13 protein-coding genes and 3 tRNA genes are annotated in these 23,120 nt (G+C 40.3%); 7 read left to right on the top strand and 9 right to left on the bottom strand.

Features of this window, described 5'->3' with window-relative positions; genetic code table 11:
• Positions 1-42: 42 nt before the first annotated feature.
• The gene (locus V7K60_RS28210; protein WP_334930499.1) at positions 43-2,787 is read left to right on the top strand and encodes a tetratricopeptide repeat protein; all 2,745 of its coding nucleotides are present in this window, start codon (positions 43-45) and stop codon (positions 2,785-2,787) included.
• A gap of 240 nt (positions 2,788-3,027) precedes the next feature.
• Here V7K60_RS28210 and V7K60_RS28205 read toward each other — a convergent pair whose 3' ends face one another.
• From V7K60_RS28205 to V7K60_RS28190, 4 genes are all read right to left on the bottom strand, one after another.
• Entirely contained in the window at positions 3,028-4,629 is a 1,602-nt protein-coding gene (locus tag V7K60_RS28205) for a TROVE domain-containing protein (RefSeq protein WP_334930497.1), read from the bottom strand.
• A 37-nt stretch (positions 4,630-4,666) separates the two neighbouring features.
• Positions 4,667-4,792 (bottom strand) — tRNA-OTHER (locus V7K60_RS28200).
• 46 nt (positions 4,793-4,838) lie between these two features.
• A tRNA-OTHER gene (locus V7K60_RS28195) sits at positions 4,839-4,965 on the bottom strand.
• A 64-nt stretch (positions 4,966-5,029) separates the two neighbouring features.
• A tRNA-OTHER gene (locus tag V7K60_RS28190) sits at positions 5,030-5,159 on the bottom strand.
• A gap of 561 nt (positions 5,160-5,720) precedes the next feature.
• On the opposite strand from V7K60_RS28190, the gene V7K60_RS28185 reads away from it, so the two are divergent.
• Positions 5,721-6,443, top strand: coding sequence for a hypothetical protein (locus tag V7K60_RS28185; RefSeq protein WP_334930495.1), 723 nt, complete (start codon positions 5,721-5,723; stop codon positions 6,441-6,443).
• A 17-nt stretch (positions 6,444-6,460) separates the two neighbouring features.
• Here V7K60_RS28185 and V7K60_RS28180 read toward each other — a convergent pair whose 3' ends face one another.
• The 3 genes from V7K60_RS28180 to V7K60_RS35435 are packed head-to-tail and all read right to left on the bottom strand — an operon-like array spanning position 6,461 to position 8,002.
• Positions 6,461-7,600 carry a quinone-dependent dihydroorotate dehydrogenase gene (locus V7K60_RS28180; protein WP_334930493.1) on the bottom strand — a complete coding sequence of 380 codons (1,140 nt, stop codon included), beginning with the start codon at positions 7,598-7,600 and terminating at the stop codon, positions 6,461-6,463.
• A 28-nt stretch (positions 7,601-7,628) separates the two neighbouring features.
• Entirely contained in the window at positions 7,629-7,820 is a 192-nt protein-coding gene (locus V7K60_RS28175; RefSeq protein WP_334930491.1) for a DUF6887 family protein, read from the bottom strand.
• The gene (locus V7K60_RS35435; RefSeq protein ID WP_442944479.1) at positions 7,817-8,002 is read right to left on the bottom strand and encodes a DUF6888 family protein; all 186 of its coding nucleotides are present in this window, start codon (positions 8,000-8,002) and stop codon (positions 7,817-7,819) included. The genes V7K60_RS28175 and V7K60_RS35435 overlap by 4 nt, the downstream gene beginning before the upstream one ends.
• 110 nt (positions 8,003-8,112) lie before the next feature.
• Between V7K60_RS35435 and V7K60_RS28170 the strand changes: the two genes are divergently transcribed.
• The 5 genes from V7K60_RS28170 to V7K60_RS28150 all read left to right on the top strand — a co-directional run bounded on the left by V7K60_RS28170 (position 8,113) and on the right by V7K60_RS28150 (position 21,363).
• Positions 8,113-11,034 carry a GAF domain-containing protein gene (locus V7K60_RS28170; RefSeq protein WP_334930489.1) on the top strand — a complete coding sequence of 974 codons (2,922 nt, stop codon included), beginning with the start codon at positions 8,113-8,115 and terminating at the stop codon, positions 11,032-11,034.
• A 923-nt stretch (positions 11,035-11,957) separates the two neighbouring features.
• Complete coding sequence (locus V7K60_RS28165; RefSeq protein ID WP_334930487.1) at positions 11,958-13,700, top strand: vWA domain-containing protein; 1,743 nt, start codon at positions 11,958-11,960, stop codon at positions 13,698-13,700.
• A gap of 20 nt (positions 13,701-13,720) precedes the next feature.
• Complete coding sequence (locus V7K60_RS28160) at positions 13,721-16,468, top strand: tubulin-like doman-containing protein (RefSeq protein WP_334930485.1); 2,748 nt, start codon at positions 13,721-13,723, stop codon at positions 16,466-16,468.
• 30 nt (positions 16,469-16,498) lie between these two features.
• A complete protein-coding gene (locus V7K60_RS28155) occupies positions 16,499-19,555 on the top strand; it encodes a hypothetical protein (RefSeq protein ID WP_334930484.1) in 3,057 nt (1,018 codons plus the stop codon).
• A gap of 947 nt (positions 19,556-20,502) precedes the next feature.
• Positions 20,503-21,363, top strand: coding sequence for a PEP-CTERM sorting domain-containing protein (locus V7K60_RS28150; protein ID WP_334930482.1), 861 nt, complete (start codon positions 20,503-20,505; stop codon positions 21,361-21,363).
• A 984-nt stretch (positions 21,364-22,347) separates the two neighbouring features.
• On the opposite strand, the gene V7K60_RS28145 is transcribed toward V7K60_RS28150, so the two are convergent.
• Positions 22,348-22,596, bottom strand: a complete 249-nt coding sequence (locus tag V7K60_RS28145) for a hypothetical protein (RefSeq protein WP_334930480.1) — start codon at positions 22,594-22,596, stop codon at positions 22,348-22,350.
• 107 nt (positions 22,597-22,703) lie between these two features.
• On the bottom strand, positions 22,704-22,910 hold the full coding sequence (locus V7K60_RS28140; protein ID WP_334930479.1) for a hypothetical protein: 207 nt from the start codon (positions 22,908-22,910) through the stop codon (positions 22,704-22,706).
• Positions 22,911-23,120: the final 210 nt, after the last annotated feature.

Raw genomic sequence — 23,120 nt, 5'->3', positions numbered from 1 at the left:
GAGTACACAGATGTGTACTGTGATTGTGATGCGTTAATAGTTATGAATCAACAACATTTCAATGCAGTATTTAATCGCTTAACTGAAAGGCGGCGAGAGGTGCTGCTGAAACTACTGGCTAACGAAAAAGATGAAGCGATCGGCAAATTCTTGCACATTCAGAAATCAACTGTCAGAAAACATCGTGAGGAAATTTGTAAGTTATTTGGCTTAAATAATGAATTTTCAGACGAACGCCGTTCAAAGCTTCCAGAATTAATCGCTCTATTTGCTAAGTACAAGCCTGAGTTATTAAATCAAAATACTTCAGAATTTCCACAAACGGAAAATTTAATTGAAGATAAAACGATATCTGAAGATCATAATTTTGTGGGGCGTGAAGATGCGATCGCAAATTCTATTCCAGAAAATCATCTTGCTGAACTTCTAAAAATTCTCCAGGGAATGCAACAGCAGGAGCAGAAGCTGATTTCTTCGGCTAACCTAATTTCAATACCACCAATACTAGATAATTGGCAAGGACGCAACGCAGAAATTAAAGAACTGCAAACATGCTTAGTAGATACCAAAATTAAAACTCTTGGAATTCAGGGACTCAGTGGAGTTGGCAAATCTTGGCTGGCTTCATATATATTTGAATCTACTGATTTCGAGGCAAAGTTTTGGGCTGATGTCAGACAAGGTACTGATTTCACAGTATTTGCCCAAAATGCTCTGATGAAACTGGCTGGGACATCTCCAGAACAGTTAGCAGCATTGCGGGAACCAGAACAACTAATTTTTGCTTTGCTAGACACTTTAAAAAAGCGCCCATGTTTGCTAGTAATCGATAACTTAGAAACCCTACTAGATCAAGATCGGCATTTTATAGGAATTTATAAAGACTTTTTTATTCGCTGGATTGAAAATGGAGTAGGTAGTAAACTGCTACTGACAACCCAAACTCAACCTGAAGTCATGGAAGGGCATGGCTATTGGCTACCGTTGCAAGGATTAGAAGCAATTAATGGAGCACGGCTACTTCAAGGATTTGGAATTGTTGGATCTGATGAGGAACTTCAAGATTTCTCCAAATATCTCAACGGACACCCCAAGATGTTGCGGCTAGTGGCATCAAAGTTAAAATCAGGTAATCACATTAAAGAAGCAGAAAAAATAGGATTTAGACAACTTGATTTACTTTTAAATAAAGTACCTATGCCTTATCGGGATAGAGAACGGATATTTTTTGTTTGGATTTTAGAGCAACATTTTGAGAATTTAGCTTCTGATTTAAAACTTTTTTTTCTCAGTCTTAGTCTCTACCGTAGTTCATTTAATCAAGATGCTGCAACAGTAGTTTTGAATAATAATCAACTAACTTCAAAGTTAATCTTGAACGATAGGCTTAGTCAAGGTTCCCTAAGTGATGATGAAATAAGCTCACTAAAAGACTTTGATGTAGTTAAAATTAGCACTTGGGGCATGGTATTGACAAATTTAAATTCCCAAGATTTAGAAGACCCGAATAACTATTGGCAAACACAACAAGCAATAAATGAATTAACTAGCCGTTCTCTACTGGATGTAATCAATGAAGAACAACAGTTTCAGTTTCATCCTTTTGTTTTACATTATGCTAGACAAAAAATAGGCAATCAGCGAGATTCACTGAGAGATAGAATCATTACTTATTATGCTTCAATAGCAAAAATTGGAGAGGAATGGCAAAAACTTGAAGATGTAATGCCTCACTTAGAAGTTATATATCATCTATGCCAACAGAAAAAGTATGTAATAGCCTTTGATACACTCTGTCTATGCAAAGGTTTTTTAGATTCACAAGGTTATTATTCTATTCAAATGGAACTTTATGAAAATTTAGTATTTGCTTGGGAATCTAATGAAGAAAATCAATTAAGTTTGGCTGCAATAATGATTGATTTAGGCAGTATATATACACGGATGGGGCAGTACCAAAAAGCAATTAATATTCTTAAAAAAGCTTTACTGATACAAAGGGAAATCAGCAATAAACAAGGTGAAGCTGCTGCATTGAATAACTTAGGTCTTGTTTACCAGGATATAGGGAATTATCAACAATCTATATATTGTCATCAGCAGCAACTAGAAATTGCAAATATAATAGGGGATTCTGAAGAACAAGCTAATGCATTAAATAATCTAGGTATTGTATGTTATGCATTAGGAAAATACTCTGAAGCAATTGATTACCAAGAACAAAAAGTAAAAATATTACAAAACAATGGTGATCTTGAAAGAGAGGCTAGTACACTTGGTAATTTAGGTGGTGCATACTGTGCATTAGGAGAATATCAAAAAGCTCTTGATTGCCATAGTCGCCAATTAGAAATTGCTCAATCTATGAGAGATAAGCCTATGGAGGCTAGAGCTTTAGGAAGTCTAGGTGTTGTTTACAATCAACTAAATCAGCCTGAAAAAGCTATTGAGTTGATTCAGCAATCTTTGGATATAGCAAAGGAAATTGGTGAACCAGAACTACAAGCAGATTGTTTATTAAACTTGAGTAATTCTTATTTGTTTTTAGGAAAACTCTTGCATATGCAGGCATTGAAATACTGTAAAGAATCTTTGAAAGTGTCAGAGCAAACAGGTCGTGATATTGGTGCTGCCCGAGCTTTATATAACTTAGGAAATTTATTTGTTGAACTCGGTGACAAATCAGAAGCAGTCAATGCTTACCAAAAAGCAAGTACTTTGTTTAAATCAATGGGTATAGATGAGTATGTCAATCAAGCTAATGATGCCATTCAGCGTCTCTCTTGAATGTCTAGCTAGTTATAAAAAATATGCGTTCACCTTTTAACCTGCGAATTCCATTCCCTTGGGCTGTATTTGAATCAAAAACAAAGGCGGGTGCGGGGATTGAACCCGCTAATCCCCACATGGTGGAGACGTAACCGATAACCCTAAATTCTTCGGCCCCGAAAGGCAAGTTGCGAACAGGGATAACCCGCCATGAAGTCTGAAAGATAAAGTGTTTCATCCTTTACCCTTCAGCAATATCTACAACTCATCTGTAGCCAGCATCTGGATGATCCGAGGCGTACCCGGATCGAATCCTGCCAAATCCCAAGACAGCGAATCTTCAGGATCTACCAAGGTAATTTGGTAAGGTGTCAAGGTGACATACACCGCCTTGACGTTTGGATTCACCTTTTTCCGGTACTGCTTCAACGCTTGACTTGGATGCTTATTTCCAGCCCAGCTTTCCGAGTCAGTCCAAAAGCAGACTACATCAGCTTTGAACTTATTCTTAATCATCCAGTCATAAGCTACAGACGCATCCGTTCCACCGAAGTTTTGATTGCTAGCTTTGCGAACCGCAGAACTAAAACTATCTTTGGCAGTGATACCTAATTCACGGAATTCGGTAGCAAAACCACGAATCATATAGTTTTTCTCTGCTTTTGCTGTCACCAGTGCCATTGTCGTGGCAATTTCACAGCAATTCAATCCCATATCTGCAACCATACTACCCATAGAACCAGAAACGTCTACGGCGTGCATGAACACTTTACCTGTGGGTTGCACAACATCAAAAGACAGTTCAACCGCCTTTTCTAAAATGTCCACAATCCGAGGAACTGGGTTCCAAGTCTTTTTACTGCGTCCTAATGTTCCACCAGATTGATAAGTTTTGAGTGCTTTCAAAACATCAATCGGATGGATGCGACCTTTACGCAGATGTTCTCTGCGATTAAGAACTGCTTCCACTTGTAGCAAGTTGGCGTTTTCATCGGCTCGCAATACGCCCAATTCAGTTAAAGAACCCAAGTTACGCAACATTGCACCTATTGGCATTTCCTGAAATAGCAGCTGCCAAGCAAGCTTATCCATTTTGCCCACAGGTGCAGCCATTTCGTGAGTTAAACGTCCTTGAGAAATAGCTTCATGGGTTTGAGTTGGATTCCGCTTGAGCCACTCATACCACCAAATCTGCGCCAATGCCTCTGAGGGGATATCTGCTGGCAATTCTTCCCAGCCTCTAACTACCCACTCAAATAGTTGACGGTGATTTTCTGTAGGCGGTTTGACATGGAACAACCGCAACGCATCTCGGTGGGAGAAGCCTTGACGCTGTTGATATTTCAACAGTTGATAAGCTAAACCCTTGACATCTTCCCTTGAGAGCCAAGTTTTACCAGCTTCCCGCACTACTTTGCCAAATCCCCGTAGAGATTTGGTGTAGTTCAGCCATTCGTAGAAGTGGCTACCAGTGCGGACAACTTGCGGGAAAATTTCACCAAACGCCTGTTTTGCTTCTGGTGCTTCACCCATTGATAGCAACACTAAAGCCAAGATAGGCGCACTATTATTGATGGCGCGTCCATCGCTCGCATACAAAATTTCTTCTGCTACACGGCCAGGATTTTCGGCAACAGCTTGTCTGACAACTGTCACAAAATCTTCAGTTAATTCCTGTTTACCAGCGTAGTAAGTGCTTTTTGCTGTGCCAACCAACAAACAACGGCGCAGCATCTTCCAAATACCAGCATCAAACATCCAACCGCCGGAACGCCCCTGAACCATTTCTGCTTCTCGTCCGGGGATAGGTTGATTTTGGGGTGTAGTTGTCTTCTTTTTAGTGAAAAAATTGTAATTCATCGCTTCATCTCCCGGCCCTTGCGGGCAAAAATGAAAGGTGGCAGAGCAGGATTTGAACCTACGACATCCGGCTTAACAGGCGATAACCCTAATTCTTCGGCCTTTTCAGGCAAGGTGTGAACAAGGATGTTTTTCGGCGCTCTACCAACTGAGCTATCTGCCACATGAAAATTTTGGATTTTGGATTTTAAATTTAATTCAAAATTATTTGGTGTAGCGGAGCAGGACTTGAACCTGCGACCTCTCGAACCCTAATCGATAACCCTAATTCGTCGGCCTTTGCAGGCAAGGGGTGAACAAGGATGTTTAGCGCTCTACCTCTGAGCTACCCGCCACATATAGAGTTAGGAGTTAAATATTTCAAACTCCTCACTCTTGAGTTTCTACTCAGCACTCAATTTGGTGTAGTGGAGCGGGAATTGAACCCGCGACCTCCCGCTTGGCAGGCGATAACCCTCAATTCGTCGGCCTTTTCAGGCAAGGTGTGAATAAGGATATTTAGGCGCTCTATCCACTGAGCTACCCACCACATATAAATTCAAAACTCAGCATTAAATTTGCTGTAACGAAGTAGGATTTTTACCTACACCTCCAGAAGTTTGATCAAGGGTGTTTTAGTTATATGCGATAACCCTCGATACGTCGGCCCTTCCGGGCAAAGTGGGCGCTCTGCCATTTGAGCTATTCGCTACTGGTGAAAGCTAACTTTCTAGTGAAAGTTGACTTGTATTATTAATGTAGTATATGTATTATCTTTTGTCAAGGCTCTGGCAAGCTAATTTAGAATTATTGCTTTGGAAAGAAAAGTCTGAGCGGTATAAGCAAGCCGCCGCTTAGAATTTCGAGGGATATTATCTGAGATGTATTCCGATCGCTCTCATCACAACCCCCTTATTTTCTCTAGCAAAAAACTTTTGTGCGATCGCAGACCAATGTTAGATAAGTAGAAAGGTAATAAGCCTATAACACCTACTGCATAAAGATTTTGCCGACAAATTTGCTGTAAATTTGCCAAAAGATACAAAAAAGTGTCCCAATTTTTGCCAAGATAGATAATATTATTTATTAAAATTCACTTGGCAACAATCGGCATGAGTGAGAAATCCATAGAAGGTAACGGTAAGGCTTTTCTCGTTCTACTTTTGCCCATCTCGTTTTTGATTATTTTCCTAATTGCCACTTGGAGAATTTTACTGGCAGTAATTGTGCTGGTAATTGGCTTCAAGCTTTGGCAGGAATATCAATGGCAACAGTGGACTGTACGAGTTAACCCAATTTTTCATCAGTTGGTTCGTGAAAATCAGGGCAGACTGACACCAATGGACTTGGCAATCAGGGGCAATTTTCCTGGAACAACGGCAAAACGCTACTTGGATGGTAAAGCCTCAGAATTTGGTGCCAGTATAGTCAACTCTGAAGAGGCAGGGCAGTCTTATTACTTTATAACTGCCAGCATTCTCGGCAATATTCTTGACAGTAGTGAGCCTGTTAAAGAACTTCCGGCTCAACCAGTTACAAAAACTGCGCGATCGCTATTAGCACCACCAACCCCACAGGAGGAAGAACCAGAAACCGAATCACTCCCACAAGAAACACATGAGGAAGTTAAACGAGCGCTGGAAAAACAGTTAGTTTTTGGCTCTCTGATTCAATCTGAACTGGCGAAACGGCTCAATGTCTATTCCAGCACAGTTTATAAACGGCGAAATGACCCAGAGTTTCCTGAGTGGAGTCGCAGCAAAGACCCTGATGGTATTCCCTGGTCATACTCAGAAAAAACTAAAGAGTTTTTCCCAGTGGAAGAAGAAGGATAACAATTCAAAAATATTAATTAGTTTTGATTTTTGAATTCTAAACCCACAGCATCATTGATGGAATTTAATCCGCTTTGTTCTAGCTTGGAAAGTAAACCAGCTAGAATTCGGCGTACCATCATTGGCCCTTCGTAAATCCAGCCTGTATAAACCTGAATCAAGCTAGCACCAGCAGTAATTTTTTCCCAAGCATCTTCAGCAGAAAAGATGCCACCAACGCCAATAATCGGGATTTGTCCTTGAGTTTGCTGCCAAATAAACCGAATTACCTCAATGGAGCGATCGCGTAATGGTTCACCACTAATTCCGCCAGCTTCATCTTGGGGTGATTTGCCCGTTTGCTCAATCACCTGGGTTTTTAGTCCATCACGGCGGATGGTGGTGTTAGTGGCGATAATGCCTGTCAGGTGGTAGGTTTTGGCAAGAGTTATAATGTCAGCAATCGCTTCCCATGATAAATCTGGCGCAATCTTGACAAAAATAGGTTTTTGTGTATTATTTTCTTGCTGTAATAAATCTAAGATGGCACTGAGCATAGAAGCATCTTGGAGCGATCGCAACCCTGGTGTATTAGGAGAAGATACATTAACAACAAAATAGTCTCCCAAATTCTTAAGTAAACGAAAACTATCGAGATAATCCTTTGCAGCTGCTTCTAGGGGAGTTACCTTAGATTTTCCCAAATTTATCCCTATGGGTATTGATGTTAACTTATGCTTTTCTTGTTCCAAACGTACCGCCATTACTGCTGCACCGCTGTTATTAAAGCCCATCCGATTGAGAGCAGCTTTATCCAACGGTAGGCGAAATAAACGAGGAAGCGGATTTCCAGGCTGTGCGTGAAAAGTTACAGTTCCTAGTTCTGCAAAGCCAAAACCTAGGTTAGACCAAATGCCTGCAGCTACTCCATCCTTGTCGAAGCCAGCCGCTAACCCTACGGGATTTGGGAAGTTTAGCCCAAACAAATTTTGTTCTAGGCGGGAATCATACAGACACAGGGATTTTTGTAGGCGATGATTTACCCAACTAGCAGGAGGGCTTATATTTCTTTGCGATAGCCAACTAAAACTACGAATCGTCTGTTGGTGTAACCACTCCGGGTCTGTTTTTACCACATTGAACAAAAGCGGACTAATTGCAAATTTATAAATATCCATTAACTTTTATTTTCGGGGCTATTGCAGATCATTCCGCTTGGGATTGTCTAATTTTCTCGCGGACTAGCTGCTCAAATTGATCCATTGAAGCGATCTCAATTCCAGGTTTATCTTGTAGTCTGTCCATGTATGCTTGGAATGCAATCTGGTCTTGTGGATGTTTTTTCACGTAGTCTCTCAATTGCTCTCTGCTCATTGCGGCAAGATTTATATCGGTCATAAAAACCTCACTTTTGCGTTTGGGTAAATCAGCACTTCTATGTCATCGCCAGCCAAGATATAAATTTGGTTGGTTCTCTCATATAGTCTGACTATATTAATTGGCTGAAGTACATTACTTAATCTGACGCAAACTAATAAAAATTCAACGGTTTGTTTTGCTGTAGGTACTTGTGGGTACATAACCGCTTATTAAGCTGTTTAGATTCAACATTAAACACTTGTGGCAATATTACTCAGGGTGCTTTTCTGGGCATCTTATATATTACAAGTTATGTTAACCAATAAATCAGATGGGGCAGCCACAAAAACCTATAGCCGCCGAACAGCAGATCCTCTCTTTGGGGCGCCTCCTCCAGAGCCTCAGAGAAGAAGATGATGTTGACGTTCTGATTGAAACTACTATTTCTTATCTCAAAGAAGAGTTTGACTACAAACTGATTTGGATTGCTCTTTACGATCGCCTGAATCACATATTATTCGGCAAAGGGGGCATCACATCCGATCGTGACACGAGCTTTTTACGCCAAAGGGTTGTTCTAAGTCCTGGGGATTTATTAGAGCAAGTAGTTATTGAACAGCATCCTTTAGGCATTGCTGATTTGCAAACTGAAATCCGTGCCGCCGAATGGCGAAAAATTGCCGAAAAATCCCACATCCAAGGAACGATTATTTTACCAATTCGCTCCAAAGACCGTTGCTTGGGCTTGCTGTTATTGGGTTCAGAACGCTGGGGCTACCTACTGACAGGAGAAACAAAAGCGCGTTTGATGATGGTTTTAGGTGAACTAGGAGCAGTGCTTTATCAAAATGAGATGCATGAGCAGCAAAAGCAAACCAGGCGAACCGACGAGCCATTATTAGAATTGCTAGAAAATTTACGCACCCTCAGTAATCTGAATCAAAGGCTTGAAGTAGCGGTGCAAGCAACTCATAAATTTGTCTCCCCCAACCGGACAAATGTTTACTGGTTTGAGCGGGAAGGGCGCTACTTTTGGTGTCGAATGAGCAATCAGCTGGTGAAAATGGATCGCAATTCTAGCAGTCAGCAAGCAGCAGGAATGACTGTACAAGAGTTGAGCGATTTTTATTATGCTTTGGCAGTTAACCAAATAGTCTCGATTGGTGATGCTCGCAGTTCTTTAAATAGTCATTTTACAGCAAAATTGCTGCAACGGTTGAAGGTGCGATCGCTCCTAGCAGCTCCGATTATCTGGCAAAAGAACTTAGTCGGTTTTCTGGCAGTGGAAAGCAATGAACCTCGCATCTGGACGGACACAGACAAAAATTTCGTCCAAGGTGTTGCTGGTTTAATCTCTCTAGTTACACCTACCGAAAGCATGGAAAGCACTATTAAACAGATTCAAGAGGATGCCCAACTGACTAGCCAAGTTGCCCAAGGTATCTATAGCGAACATGACCTTCAGACAACTTTACATAGTTGTGCTAAAAGAGTTTTAGCTCGATTAGGTGCTACCCGCTTTTTACTGTTGCAGTATGACCCTGAGCAGAAGAATTATCAATTTACTTACCAAAGTCAGCCCCATAATCGCCGACCGTTGACATTTACCCTTCATAGTCTCAAAGAATTAGATGGGCAGCTTTTGGAAAGTTCAACTCAAGCGGTAGAAATTGAGAACTTAGATGAAGATTTACGCTTTTTTAACTGGCGACCCTCGTTGTTAGAGAATAATGTGCGATCGCTACTTGTTTGTAAATGCACTCACGAACATATACCAGCAGCACTTTTGGTCATCACTCACGAAACCCATCGTTCTTGGACAACCCTAGAAAAAGAATTGCTGTGGGCTGTCAGTCAACAGATTGGTGTAATTGTTCGTCAGTGGCAATTACATAATCGCACCACCCAGCAGCAAAAAACTTCCCAGGCATTTGAGCAATGCTTACGCATCCTGACACAATCCCAGAACAGGATTCAGGTCGAAAAAAAGCATTTAGAAGGTGCATCTCTCGAACAAATAGCATCAATTTTGGGTTGTCCCTTAGCGCTAATGCTATCCTGGGCACCTGGCGAAAATTGGGCAGAAATTATTCCTGGAGTGATTGACAATAGCCAATTTGGGATTTTTTCTGATGTATCTATTTCTATCCAGGCTGAAGCCTTAATTCAGTGGGCACTTGCTACAGAGAGTTACCTGACTTTGAAGGTGGATAATTTACCTCCAGAAACCCGGAAATGGTTGAATGTTCCAGAAAAAAGTCAAATTTTGGTAATGGCATTACGTACAACTGCTGATTATGAAACTACAGGTGTCGTATTGCTTGTAGACTATCAAGAGCGTCGCTGGTCAGAACAAAACCTCAGTGCAACAACAACTCTGATTTCTCAATTAGCCTGGTGGCGTCGTGAAAAGCAAATTACCCGACTTTTAGAATCCACAACAGAAGAATTACGACAACTCAATTGGTACAAACATCGTCGTCTAGAGGAAATTCAAAGAATAACGGCCCATTCCCTTAAACAAATACATGATTTAGGCATTCCTGCTAACGAACTGACTCAGATGCGCTACCAGCTATTGTTACGGCAGTTAGACCATACAGCCACCTCCATGAGTGGAATGCTAAAACTTGAGAACTGGCAGCTACATATCAGTTGGGAAACGATGCCCATAGCCAGTTTACTGAAGCGATCGCTCGAACGGATCGAAAATTTACTTAAACAACAAAAGCTGTGGATTGGGGTGCATGGTTTGGGACAACCGATTGACGAGCAAGAATCGCCCAAAAATTCTTCATTAGTTAGAGGCGTTCCTACCTCCAGCACTCAATCCGCAATGGTGATCGTTGGTGATATTGTCAAAATTGAATTAGTTATCCATGAATTATTGGTTACTGCCTGTAACCGTTCTCAAACCGGTAGCAGAATTGATATTTGGTGTCGTCGCTTAGATGCGTCAAAACCCTCAGATACAAAATATTCTTCTACAAGTGGCGGGGCTGAACATCAGACATCACTAGAATTATCGATCACATATAACGGTGCGATCGAACCACAGCTACTCACAGAACTATATCAAAATATATCTAAAGATGTGCTTACTCCTTCCAACCTCGACCAACCACCAGCTTTACATCTGGTGATCTGCCAAAACCTCATGCAAGAACTAGGAGGAGAGTTGAATTTCTATCAGTTACCAGATAATCGGGTAGTCAGTCGCTTGTTGTTGCCGTTAGCTGCTCATGATTCTTAGTGCTGCTTTGCGTAAAATCGTGGCGAATTAAGGGTTGAAATTTAAACGTAGATGCGCTTCCCATTCCCACAGAGAAGATTAGTACAGATGTGCTGTGGTTAATTACCTTACTTGTACGAGAACAGCTATAACTATAAGCTTTAACAATTTATCTTTGTTACTGTCAAGGCTAATTAAACGTAAATATAAAATTATATTGGCAAATATCTCAACTATTTTGTATATATTTACTGAGTTTATAAATAGTTAAACAGGTAACTTTTGGTAACTTAAATATCTACGAAAAAACGTGACATTTTTTAAAATAGTGGTTAACATATAACTTGATAAAGTGCTGATTAACACTATTATTAATTTTAACTCAGAGAAAAAACAATTAGCTGGATAACTTTTGCCAAACAAAGTTTTCTATTAATTTTCTCTGTAAATCTTATTAAATCGGAAATCTATAGCAACAATTAATTGTTCAGTATTTAATTATTGTCTAAACTTCAGAATAATCTTTAGTACTTTGCATAAATAATTAAATCAAAATCAATTTTTGAAATTACATATCGCATTTACATATTTAATCTAATTTTATATTTATATTGTAATAACAATAGCAAATTGAGTCTACATTTTTTAGGTAATAATATGGAATCAGTGCATCAAATTCTAACTGTCAGTTTATGGATTCTCAATTTACAGCAAAGAGAAGTCTATAGATGCTATAAAATATTTATAAGCATCAATAGGATTAAATCTAAACTCTTAAGCTACTGCTTTGAGGAAGAAAAATATAAAATTTATATGCCTGGAGGAATCTATCAATGAGCTTTAGATACTTCAAGCATTGGTTGAAATTTTGTTCAGTCCGAAGCATTATTTTTTTGGCTATAATATCAATTTCTAACCTGTGTAGTGCATCGTATCCGATAACTATGAAAGGGGAAATTGACTGGATTTTAGTAGTAGATACTTCTGCTTCTATGCGTGGTGTGGGTGGAACAAAAAATATTTTTGAGCTAGTAAAAAATTCTATTACCGAATTTGTTAACACGGCTAGATTAGGCGACACAGTTACTATTTATAGCTTCGATAAAGATGTCACACTAAACGCAAATGATATCACTATTAACAGTAATCCAGATAGAGGTAAACTCAAGCAAATAATTAGCTCACTTCAAGCTGAGGGTTTGCGTACTCATACAGGTAAGGCTGTACAAAAGGCTTTGCAACATTCTGCCCTGTTAAATAAACGTGCTGACGCTCTTGGTCGTACTGTCAGTATCGTATTTCTGACGGACGGATTAGAAGATGTGCGTGGTATTCCTAATCCCGTTTCTATTCCTGGGAATACCCAGTTTCTACGTGAGCAACAATGCAAGCCCTACATATTTTTTGTGTCTTTAGGATTAAAAGAACACGAAAAGCAACTGAATGACTTTGCTAGCAATCCAGCACTTTGTGGTAAGGGGCAAGTATTGCGAGATCCTGGAGGAGTTCAGCTCAACCAACTGGCTCAAAATATCCGACCAGCGCTAATTAAGCCCAAGCTTGATGTTAATCTACCCACTGCCAATTTACCGCCAGTATTGCCAGGAGCAACTACTGAACCGCTCAAAATTAATAGCATCAGTAATGTCAATACTAAGGTAAATTTGCAACTGGAAGACCCAAACCAAAGCGGTATTCGCTTAATTTCACCCGATCGCACCATCGATTTAGTTGCTAATCAAGCAACAGCCATTCCCGTGCGTTTACAGATACCAGCAGACGCAAAGGGGGGCGCTAATAACTTGCGCTTGGTGTTAACGAGTACAGACCAAGCGGTCGCACCAATTAAAATTGACCTACCCGTAACCATTCAGTCACAACTGCAAATAGAACCTAAAAAGATAGATTTTGGCTCAATAGAAGCAGGCAAAACCACTGAAACCCAAATTTTTACAGTTCCCACCAATATATCTGGAACAGCTAGCTTACAACTGCAAGGCAATTCCAAAGACGTTTCCATAGTAGAACCTTCAGCAGCCATATTATTACAACCAGGAGAAACAAAAATTCCTGTGCAGTTGCAGATTACTGATAGCAGTTTTGCAGGCGATGTCTACGACGGGCTACACCAACGCACTTTCACCTTAGTCCTGACTCCAGACAACTCAATTGCTAGTCCTGTAAGTGCGGAAGCTCATCTGTATATTTTAATGCCTTTATGGCGGAAAATAGTTATTTGGTTGCTCTTAGTGCTGTTAGTGTTGTTAATTTCACTGATAGTAGTTTGTTTAATTCAACGCAAAACCCCCTTAGAATTAGCCGAAGATTTCCGCAACCGCGATCGCTTAGAAGGAGCGTTGGTAGTACTAGAACCATTGCCACAATCATCCCAAGACGAAGAGATTAGTCTCACTCACCTACAGAAGGGTAGAGTATGCCTGAGTGATTTGATACCAGCTATTGCCACGACCAATTCTGATGCTGAGTTAGTCACAGTTTGGCGGTTAGGGAAAAAAAATATAGATATACGCTGTTTGAAAGGTGTAATTTTTGTCAATACTAAAAAAATAAATACAGATGAACTCTACGACGAGGACATCATCGAGATTGGCAACGTTAAATTGCTATTTAACTGGATTGAACACCAAAGACCCTCTGAGCCAAGCAGTGGGCAGACAAATTTTTGAATAATATCACAGGAAAGTGAATGTTAAGTCCCACGGTTGTGCGTCCCACGGTTGTTTTTCGTCCTACTGTTGTTATCGGGCTAGGAGGAACGGGTTATGAAGTCATACTCAAACTTAAAAAGCGATTCATAGATGTTTACGGCTCAGTACCAGAAGTTATTCGTTTTATTTCCATTGATACTACTGAAAATATCCAAGAACGAGAAAAATCACCTGATGGTACTAAAGTTTTCTTAGAACCAAATGAACTCTATGCAATTTCTGTCGCCAATCCCCTACCCCTAACACGTAACGACCACATCGCTGAATGGTGGCCTAGAGACATTTCCGCAGCCAGCCTGATCAGTGGCGCTGGACAGATTCGGGCCCGGGGACGGCTCGCTTTGTTTGCAAAAGTAGGCGATATTGACGCTTTAATTGCTCAAGCAATCAATACTGTTCGTGAAATTCGCACCAGTAAACAAGCATTTTCAGATAACTTTCAAGTTTCCAATCGGGATGGTGTCGAAGTTTTTATTGTTGGTAGTTTGGCGGGTGGGACGGGCAGTGGCACATTCTTAGATACGGCTTTTTTAACACGAGGACATCTGAATAATTTTTCTAATATTACGGGAGTATTTGTTTTACCAAGAGTGTTTGCCAATATTCCCCAAACTCACTTGGTAAAGTCTAATGCCTATGGCGCTCTCAAAGAAATCGAACACTTTTGGGGATTGTCACCATCTAATAGCATTGAGATTGATTATGGAATCACAAAAGTTAAAGCCGATCGCCCTCCCTTTGATGCTGTATTTTTAATTGATGGGGTTAACAAAAATGGAACTGTAGTCGGTCGTCCAGACGATTTACAAAATTTAGTTGCAGATGGCTTGTACATCCAAATTGGTTCTCAAATTGGTTTAGACGCTGCTAACGTTGCTGATAACATTCGCGCTTATCTGGCAACTGGTGAAAAAGTTCGAGGGCGCAATATAAATTATTGTAGTTTTGGCTTTGCTACCCTGACTCTGCCAGTACAGGAATATGAGCGGATGAAATTAGAAGATGCTCAAAGCTTGCTGAAGAATGAGTTGATGGCATCTACCCCAGCAATCGATTTAGAAAGCGACATCACCCGGTTTTTAGAAGATTGCAAGTTAGCAGAAGCGACTACTGTCCTGAATGCGTTGACTGAAAGCGATCGCGGCGGACAGATGAAACCTGAATTCCGAATAGGCGAAATCCGTCACGATCGCACAGCTTTGGCGACAATCAAAGAACTTTACAAACGGCAGTTAGATCAATTTGAACAACGGACGGCTCAAGAATTGGGATTGAATTTTCATCGCTTAGAGCAGACTGCAACTGCTGCGATCGCAACTTTCTGGGAACGCGGTCTTAACCGTCCCAATGGATTAGCTTATGTTTTGGACTTCTTGAGCAAACTTTCTCAACAATTAGACGAATTACAGCAAAACGTGCAGCGCAAGTCACAAGAGGCGCAATCCAGTTTCAATGCTTTGAAATTAGAACCACAAGAAGAAAAAATTAAAGAAGCCGCAGAAACTTGGTTCCCAAATAAAAATACTATTCAAGCTGCTTGCCAGAGATACAAAGAACGGGCTGACCAAAAGTGGAAGACTTATTTACATTGGAAACGGTGTGATAAAGCGGCTGAACTCTATGGTGTATTGCGGACTAAGGTAGAAGAAATCCAGGAAAAATGCCAACGTTTACATAGCAATTTAGATAAAGTTTATCGAGATTTAGAACAGAGTTATCACGAGGTCAACCGTCAAGGAAGTAACGATAATCCTTTTATTCACACCATTCAGCGCATCAATCTGCAATCAAAACGCCCCAAAGTTACTGGCGAAGATTTTATCCGTTGGCATCGAGAACAGTCTCAAACTTTAACAAATTGGTCTGATAAAAAAGCTGAAGATGTCGAGATCGAAATTCTGAGATTTGTCGATGAAGCTTACTATCCTCTCACCAGTATGACTGTTGAGGAGGTTTTAACAGATAGCAATCCCGAAGATGCAGGGCAAGATTTGCAACAACTTGGCAAACTTGCAGTTCCTCTCTGGCAGTATGAAGTATCGGAAATTCCCATTCAACAGCAGCACCTAATCACAGAATTTTATTACTACGGAGTAGAGAGTAACAACACAGTTTTTAGCAATCCGCCTCTTTCTAGTCGCTTGCCTAGAGGAAATAATAATCCTTCTTTCGTACCGACAGGCGAACCACATAAGGTGATGCTGTTTCGAGTAGAAGTCGGCGTCCCCTTATTTGCCTTCAGCGGAATGAGGGATATGGAGTTAGCTTACCTAGATCCGAATAAAGTTTTCAAGCACTTACATCGCAATTGGACAAACTTAGCCAATTTAATTCCTCCAGAAGACGACGGTGGGGCGTTGCGTTGGTTTGCTTTAGCCCTGGCACCCGATCCATATAAATTGATTGTCAATCAGAGTAAGAAATATTTTGTTTCTACAGAACAAGCGAAAAGATTAGAGGGCGGAGTTTTGCCTTTGGGAGGCGATCGCAAGTCAGCATTTAAAGCTTTCAAAAGTAATTTACCTTTAGTCAAGGAAATTGCTGACAAAGTTGAGCGTATTACCCACGAAGACCAAGAAAAAGCCAAATTTACTTTGCAAAACTACATCAATCACCTCAATCAAGTTTTAAAAGGAGGCAGGGTTGATTCCCAGATTAAAGAACAGGTAGAAATGGAAATCCAGGAAATTGAAGCTTACCTGGAAGATTTAGATGTGATTATTTAGCCCCATAGTTTGCACTCTGAGAGTGTCCCCATGCCAAAACCAACTATTTTACTTGCACTCGATCCTCACAGTGCCGCTTTTTGTGCAGCCATTAAACGGCAACTGCAAGAATTACCAGCCGATCAAACCTGTTTAATTCAAACTTATACCTTAACTTGGGATGGTCAAACTTTTGGCTTTAGTGGCGAGTTAGATCGGTTTGCTGACACGAGTTTTGATCTGGCTCAAACTCATAGTAAACAAGCTTATGTCTCCAAAATTCGTACCCAGTTCAGCGAAGGAACTGGCGAACTGCAAACTGCACTGATCGAATTGTTGAAAACGGCTAGTCAATCGAAGGAAGCGATCGCAGCGAAACGCCAAGGAGTAGAAATCAGCAGCAGCCATCGAGTATATCTCATGCTATCAGCTAGCAATCAATTTGCTAGGGGAGTAGTTTTTGACATAGTACGCTTGATTCGTTGGCTATTTTCTAAGTACTTTACAGATATTCCTTACAGCTTAGAAGCTTTATTGCTACTGCCAGGGTTATTTACCCAAGCCACAACTGCTGATTACGGTGCTGCTTACGCCTTCCTGAAAGAGTTAGATTACAAAATGATCAGTGGGGTTGTGATTACAGGTACTCAAAAAGTACCACCTTTTGATAATTGCTGGTTAATGGACGAGCGAATTGGCGGACTGAGGGATAATTTACCTAGCTATGCTGATGCTTTGGCAGGTTTTCTGACTGTGGAACCGGAAACCAGTGGCTTATTGATTGGCGCACAAAAAGTACGGGGAAAAATACCCGCTTATAGTTCATTTGGTTATGGAGAATTGTTTTTTGCAGGAGAAACAACTATTAATCGTTTGAGTGCTGCCTTAGCTGCCGATATTATTATGGAGCAGTTTTTACCGAAGGCAGAATTTACTTCAGAGGCAATTCGCAAATGCCTGTTAGATGCCAAAGGATTTATACTCAGCGAAGATTTCAGTAATGCTTTTCTCGGATTAGAACGAGACAACGGCAAACCAGTTTGGCAAGATTTTAATCCGCGCCTTGAGATGCGTGCTGGCCAGGCTCAGGAATATGGGATGGAATTGCAGCGTGCTTATCGGCAATTTGAAAATAAAGAGCTACTTTCCTATAAGCGGACGCTGGAAAATTGTTGCAAACAATTACAGGCAACACTAACCGCCTTCTTAGACCGCACCATTAATCGCTATGCTGATGCTACACCTAGAGGCTTGCATGAAGCAGCTAGGCTATTAAATATATTGACCTTTTCGTATTTAGAACTGCAAACGGATGCCATTGGTGATCAATCCCAGAATCTTGTTACAGAACTACGTGCGGCTGAAGCATTTCTCGACTCAAGATTGCAGATAACAATTGATAAAGAAGCCACTCAAAAGCTACTCAACCAAGTTGTGTCCTTAAAATTGCGGCAGCAACAATTAGAAGATATTTTAGCTGAAAGGAAGTCTGAAGAACAACTGCAAGAGCTACAAACAACTCAGAAACAGTTAGAAACGGCAATTGCTGAGTATCGCCAAGCGTTAAATGCAGAAATCGAACAAGCTCGAAAAATTCGTTTTATGGCGATCGCTGGCGCTCGTGAACAAGCCGCAGCTGCGATCGTTTCATCTCAAAATCACCTAACTCTCACTGAAAATCAACTTGAAACAGCCACAGATCAACTAAGTGAACTGCTAGCAGAAGAAAACAAATTTCGCTCTCAGTATCTAGTCATTTATCCTATTTTTCTTGCTACTGCTTTATTAGGCTTGCTGATTCTGACGGGAATTTTCAGTCAATCAGCACTATGGCTGTTATTGCAAAATTTTTGGGCTAACTTAGTTAGTTATCTGCTTTGGACTGCGGTAACAATTCTGACTTACTTAGGGATAGTTTGGCTCAAGTACAGCACTAATATTCGCGATCGCATTCAGAAAGTTCAGAAACAAATTAAACGCCTAGAAAGCACTGTTAAAGCAACCGCCGTAGAATTACGCCGCAATTACAATGAACAATTAAAGTTAGAGTACGATTTATACGCCCAAAATCTCCGTGTCGAGGCGTTAAATTATTTGATTAAAACAGCTAAACAAAGAACTGAAACCTTACGTCAAACTTTGGTTGATTTCTCTGAGATATACAATAATTTGGTTGCTCAACGCGATCGAGCTACCACGAAGTTCTCCGAAATTCGGCTTACAGTTCTGACTGATGCAGATATTGATGCTTATTACCAAAGTTTTCTTTCCACATTACCAACAGAGAAGTTTACTCAGGAACAGGTTAGCCGTTCTCAGTCGTGGAAAATTTCTGCTGAAGAATTTCAGAATCAACTTATGCCCTTTGCTCGCCAGCAGTTCGAGCAATTGAGTAATTTGTCTATTGGTGAAGTTTTAAAGCAATCAGATTTAATTGCCACCAATACAGCTAGTCTGCGTTTGAATCAGCTTTATGATAGCGCTAATTTGTTGCTGCGAATTCAAGATATCGACACTAACTTAAACCCAACTTCTCAACGGGAGATTACCCTCTGGGTGGGAGCAAAAGATAAAGAACAAGTTTTTGGATTTTACAGTCGCTTTAGTCGTAGTTTAACCGCCTTAGTAGCTGAAGATGAGCAGAGGTTGTGTATTTTGACTCGTTCGTTGGGCTTTCCGGCTTATTTTCTCAGTCAAATTGAGTATTATCGAGACTGCTATGAACGGACTCAGAGCGAACAAATCGATGAAGACGAAAACATTCCCGATTTAATCCCAGAGGAAATTGGTTCTGGTAGGGAATTAAAACTAGCTTATCAAACCCTGCTGTTAGCGATCGCTCTTGGGCTACTATCCCAGCATTCTCAAGGCGATTATCAATTCAAAGGTCGGTCACTTGGTAAAGACCGAGAACAAATTGCCTTAGCTTTAGCAACTGAGTTTACCCTTCAGGAACTCTATGGAGACTTAGAAGAACGTATCGAAACATTTGAACGTGATTTTATCTACCATAAATTACAGGAATTCGGAACATCTGCCTCAGATTTAAATCCTTACGAACGTAAGCTTTTGGATCATCTACTCTCAGACTATAACCCTCTGAATTAGGCATTCAATCACCTTTTTTACTTCTCTAGAAATTTAATATAGACCTAACCCAACCCCTAAAGGGCTTCCAGTAAAAAAATATCCCATCTCTGCGGGACGCTCCGCGAACGTAGGGGCACAAAACCTTGCATTGGTGTCAACTTAAGCTGAAAGCTATATTGGGTAGGTGTTTTACACATCACCTTACGCCCTCATCCCCTAACCCCTTCTCCCTTGGGAAAAAGGGAATTGAATCTCTTGCTCCCCTCTCACGGATGGCAGAGGGGCTGAGGGTGAGGGCAAAACGTTTTTTAAGTTGACACCAATGAATACCTTGTGCCTTCAGTCAGATATAGAGTCGTAGACTCAATGAATGCATTCCCAGTTTCAGACTGGGAACGAGAAAAGTCTTATCAAGCTAAGTTTTTAGGACTTGTGTGTACACCGTAGCTTTTTAAGAGGCACTAAGGGTGATCTTTAGACTATGCACCTTAACCGAACCGTATTGCTACCAATTCTGACTTCGACAATTGGTACAGGCGATCGTTGCTTGATTTTACAGTGATTTCCTTGCTTATCAAAGGATGCTCTGGTAACAACATCACTTATGTCAACTCCTCCCTACCTGAATCCTTACGTAAATACCAAGAAAAAAACTCTCTGTTTCACTCAAACTTTACAAGAAACAAATCGATCACGGCTAGTATAAGTATGTAACTAATTATCGACTGTTCCGGATTCATAACTAAATCACTGATGCGGTTATTACTGAATAAATGGTGCAAAATCGGTAATAAAAATTTGTTCTTAAAAGAGAAGATTTCTTCTGCATAAGATAAAAACGGCTTGAGAATTTCCCAAGTTGTCCATCATGCTTGCCTATATTTTACTCCTGTTCATTAGCAAGGAGTCAGTAAGCATGACAAATTTACAATCCTAGCATTATAAAAGTAAAAATGAGTAATTGTATGAAACAATACATCAAAGTTGTAAAGCGTTTTTTGACATTAGCTACTCCAGCGATCGCTACTTCGATATTGGCAACCTTACCGAGCCAAGCTGCTACCCTTGCATATTCTGAGTCAAAATTCAACATCAACAACTTTAGTAGCAACCCTTCAGATGTTGGGACTTTGATTGATACTGTGACTAAAGCAATTAGCACACGTGGACGTGGTCAAGTAACTGCTGATGCTAAAGCTGAGGCTAAGTTTAATATCGATGCAAACAACCCTGCCTCCAATTCGTCCTTCAGCCAAGCTGAAGGTCATGGTGATGTCTATACAGGGTCGGCGGAAAGCTTGGCTGCGATTATTGGTTATAATTTTATAGTAGACAAAGAGTTTTCTTTTGATTTCAGTGGCTTATTTAACCTTGAAACATCTATTGATGATGCATTGACTGAACGTGCAAATGCTAGTGGAGAGTTCTTATATGAGTTATACGACAGCGATAGTGGTAGTCTTTTAGACTCTTTCAAGATTTCTGGAAATTTATCAACTATAGGTAATAATGATGCTTTTGTATTTGAACCGAGTAGTAACATAACTCTTGATTCATCTTCATCTATTAATAAATCTTTTGGCGGAACACAGGAATATGCTTTGACTAGCTTTAAAGGTAAATATTCCCGTACTTTCGATAAGTCAACTCGTTTATTATTAATAGAATCTAAAAGTAATCAGGTGAGCGTATATACAGTCCCAGAACCCTCAACAATTCTAGGTTCGCTGTTTAGTTGCACTATGTTTGGTGCTGTCTCGATACGCAAGCGTAAAAGAGCTTCTTCGGCTGCGTTGTTGGTTAATAAGGATTTAAGGTCTGTTTAGTATGTTTGCACTAAGAGAAGTTCAGGTCATGGATAGCAAAAGCAAAGTCACATTAATCCATCGTAAAAGCGAACTGGCTAAAAGAGACTGATAAGCCAGACCAAAACGGTAATAGTTATTCGGGGTTGCTATTATGCCCTGCTCTATACCAAAAGGTAGCAAACTTCTGTAAGGTCAGCAAAACCGTTAGGAAACTGAGACAGAGGATATATCGAACTGCGCTCCGTCCCTACTCTATTCTTTTTACTTTTGGCTAATGTCGCTCTGCATGGTTTATAAACCATAATATAGCGGTTCCCATTCAAATGCGGTACACAACTCTATATCACAAAGTGTAGGGGCATGGCAAGCCATGCCTACTACGGGTGTAACTCACATAAACGAGAACCGCTATAAAAAGCGTCTTCCCTGAAAAAATAAAAAATTAAGGGGAAATGGCATTTATGGTAACTTTAAGTCATTAGGTATGCAAATGATTTTGTGATTTTGCACCATGACATACAAGCATAAAAGAAATGCAGATAAATAGCTATAAAAATGAATAGTTTTAAACCCGGAGTACCCCTTTTACAGTTGTCATAAAACCAAGAGATAAAAGACCATGCTTGTTCTCCACTGGTAAGTCTTGCCATTGAGTTAAGTTCATTAGCAAAAGGAAAGTTAGCCGCAAATACAGCATAATCAATTCAATATTCATGCAAATTGTTTGTAGCTGTATTTTTAACATCCATCCCTAGTTAAATACAGCTATTCCAAATCAATTTTGCAGTCAGAATTGCATTATTTACTGCTGTTATCTGGGCTAACTTTTCATAAGCTTTGAACTCAAAAACAAGCATAGTCATTGAGCAACGCCGAAGTGTCGCTTTTACCTACTATCTTATACTGCTATATGTGGTATGAGTATAGAGGTATAGAAATATTCCTAACAAGCTTTTATGGGCGATGTCCATAAAAGCTTCCTACAATCTGGTTATGCCGACTTTAGGAAACTGTTGCTGATGTATTGGCAGATACAATAGCCTTATCACCATCAGTAATAGCGCCAGCAAGAGCGCCAGCAAGAGCGCCTTCAAGAGTAGCTTCAATAGTGTATTTGCCTACTTTATAACTGCTCTTGTTAGCAGTAGAATAACTACGTGCGTAAGCAGATGCAACTCCCCCTTGTACCTGACTAAGATCGGAAACTTCATCTTCACAAAAACTGAGATCGGAAATTCTTAATCGTTCCATAAAAAAGCTCTCTTTGAAAAACGAATGTATTGCTGAAAGTTTTTGAGAACTTTCAGCAATTTTTCTATTTAAAATGCACTGTATTACACTGTAGGACTAAGGCATATTTAGCCGGCAGCAGAACTAGATGCACCGTAACTAGCAGATAGGCTGTATTTCTTGGAGACAGCAACGGTGCTAGTGGAAATGCTGGTGATAGCGATGTTTTTACCCTTAGCGAATGCTGTTGAAACAGCATCTGCAAAAGCTATTCCACCTTGAACATTCTCATTTTCAAGAACGGTTTCTACATGAGAAAGATCGTTGATAATCATGATTTTACTTTCCTAAGAATTAGTAAGGTCAACTTGCAATTTTTCTATCTAAAATGCACAGTAGTACACTGTAGTACTAAGGCATATTTAGCCAGCAGCAGAACTAGATGCACCATAACTAGCAGATAGGCTGTATTTCTTGGAGACAGCAACGGTGCTAGTGGAAATGCTGGTGATAGCGATGTTTTTACCCTTAGCGAATGCTGTTGA

The organism is Nostoc sp., from assembly GCF_036917555.1.
Classification (GTDB): domain Bacteria; phylum Cyanobacteriota; class Cyanobacteriia; order Cyanobacteriales; family Nostocaceae; genus Nostoc.
Note: the sequence above shows the minus strand (reverse complement) of the source record. Positions and strands in the feature narration are given on the sequence as shown.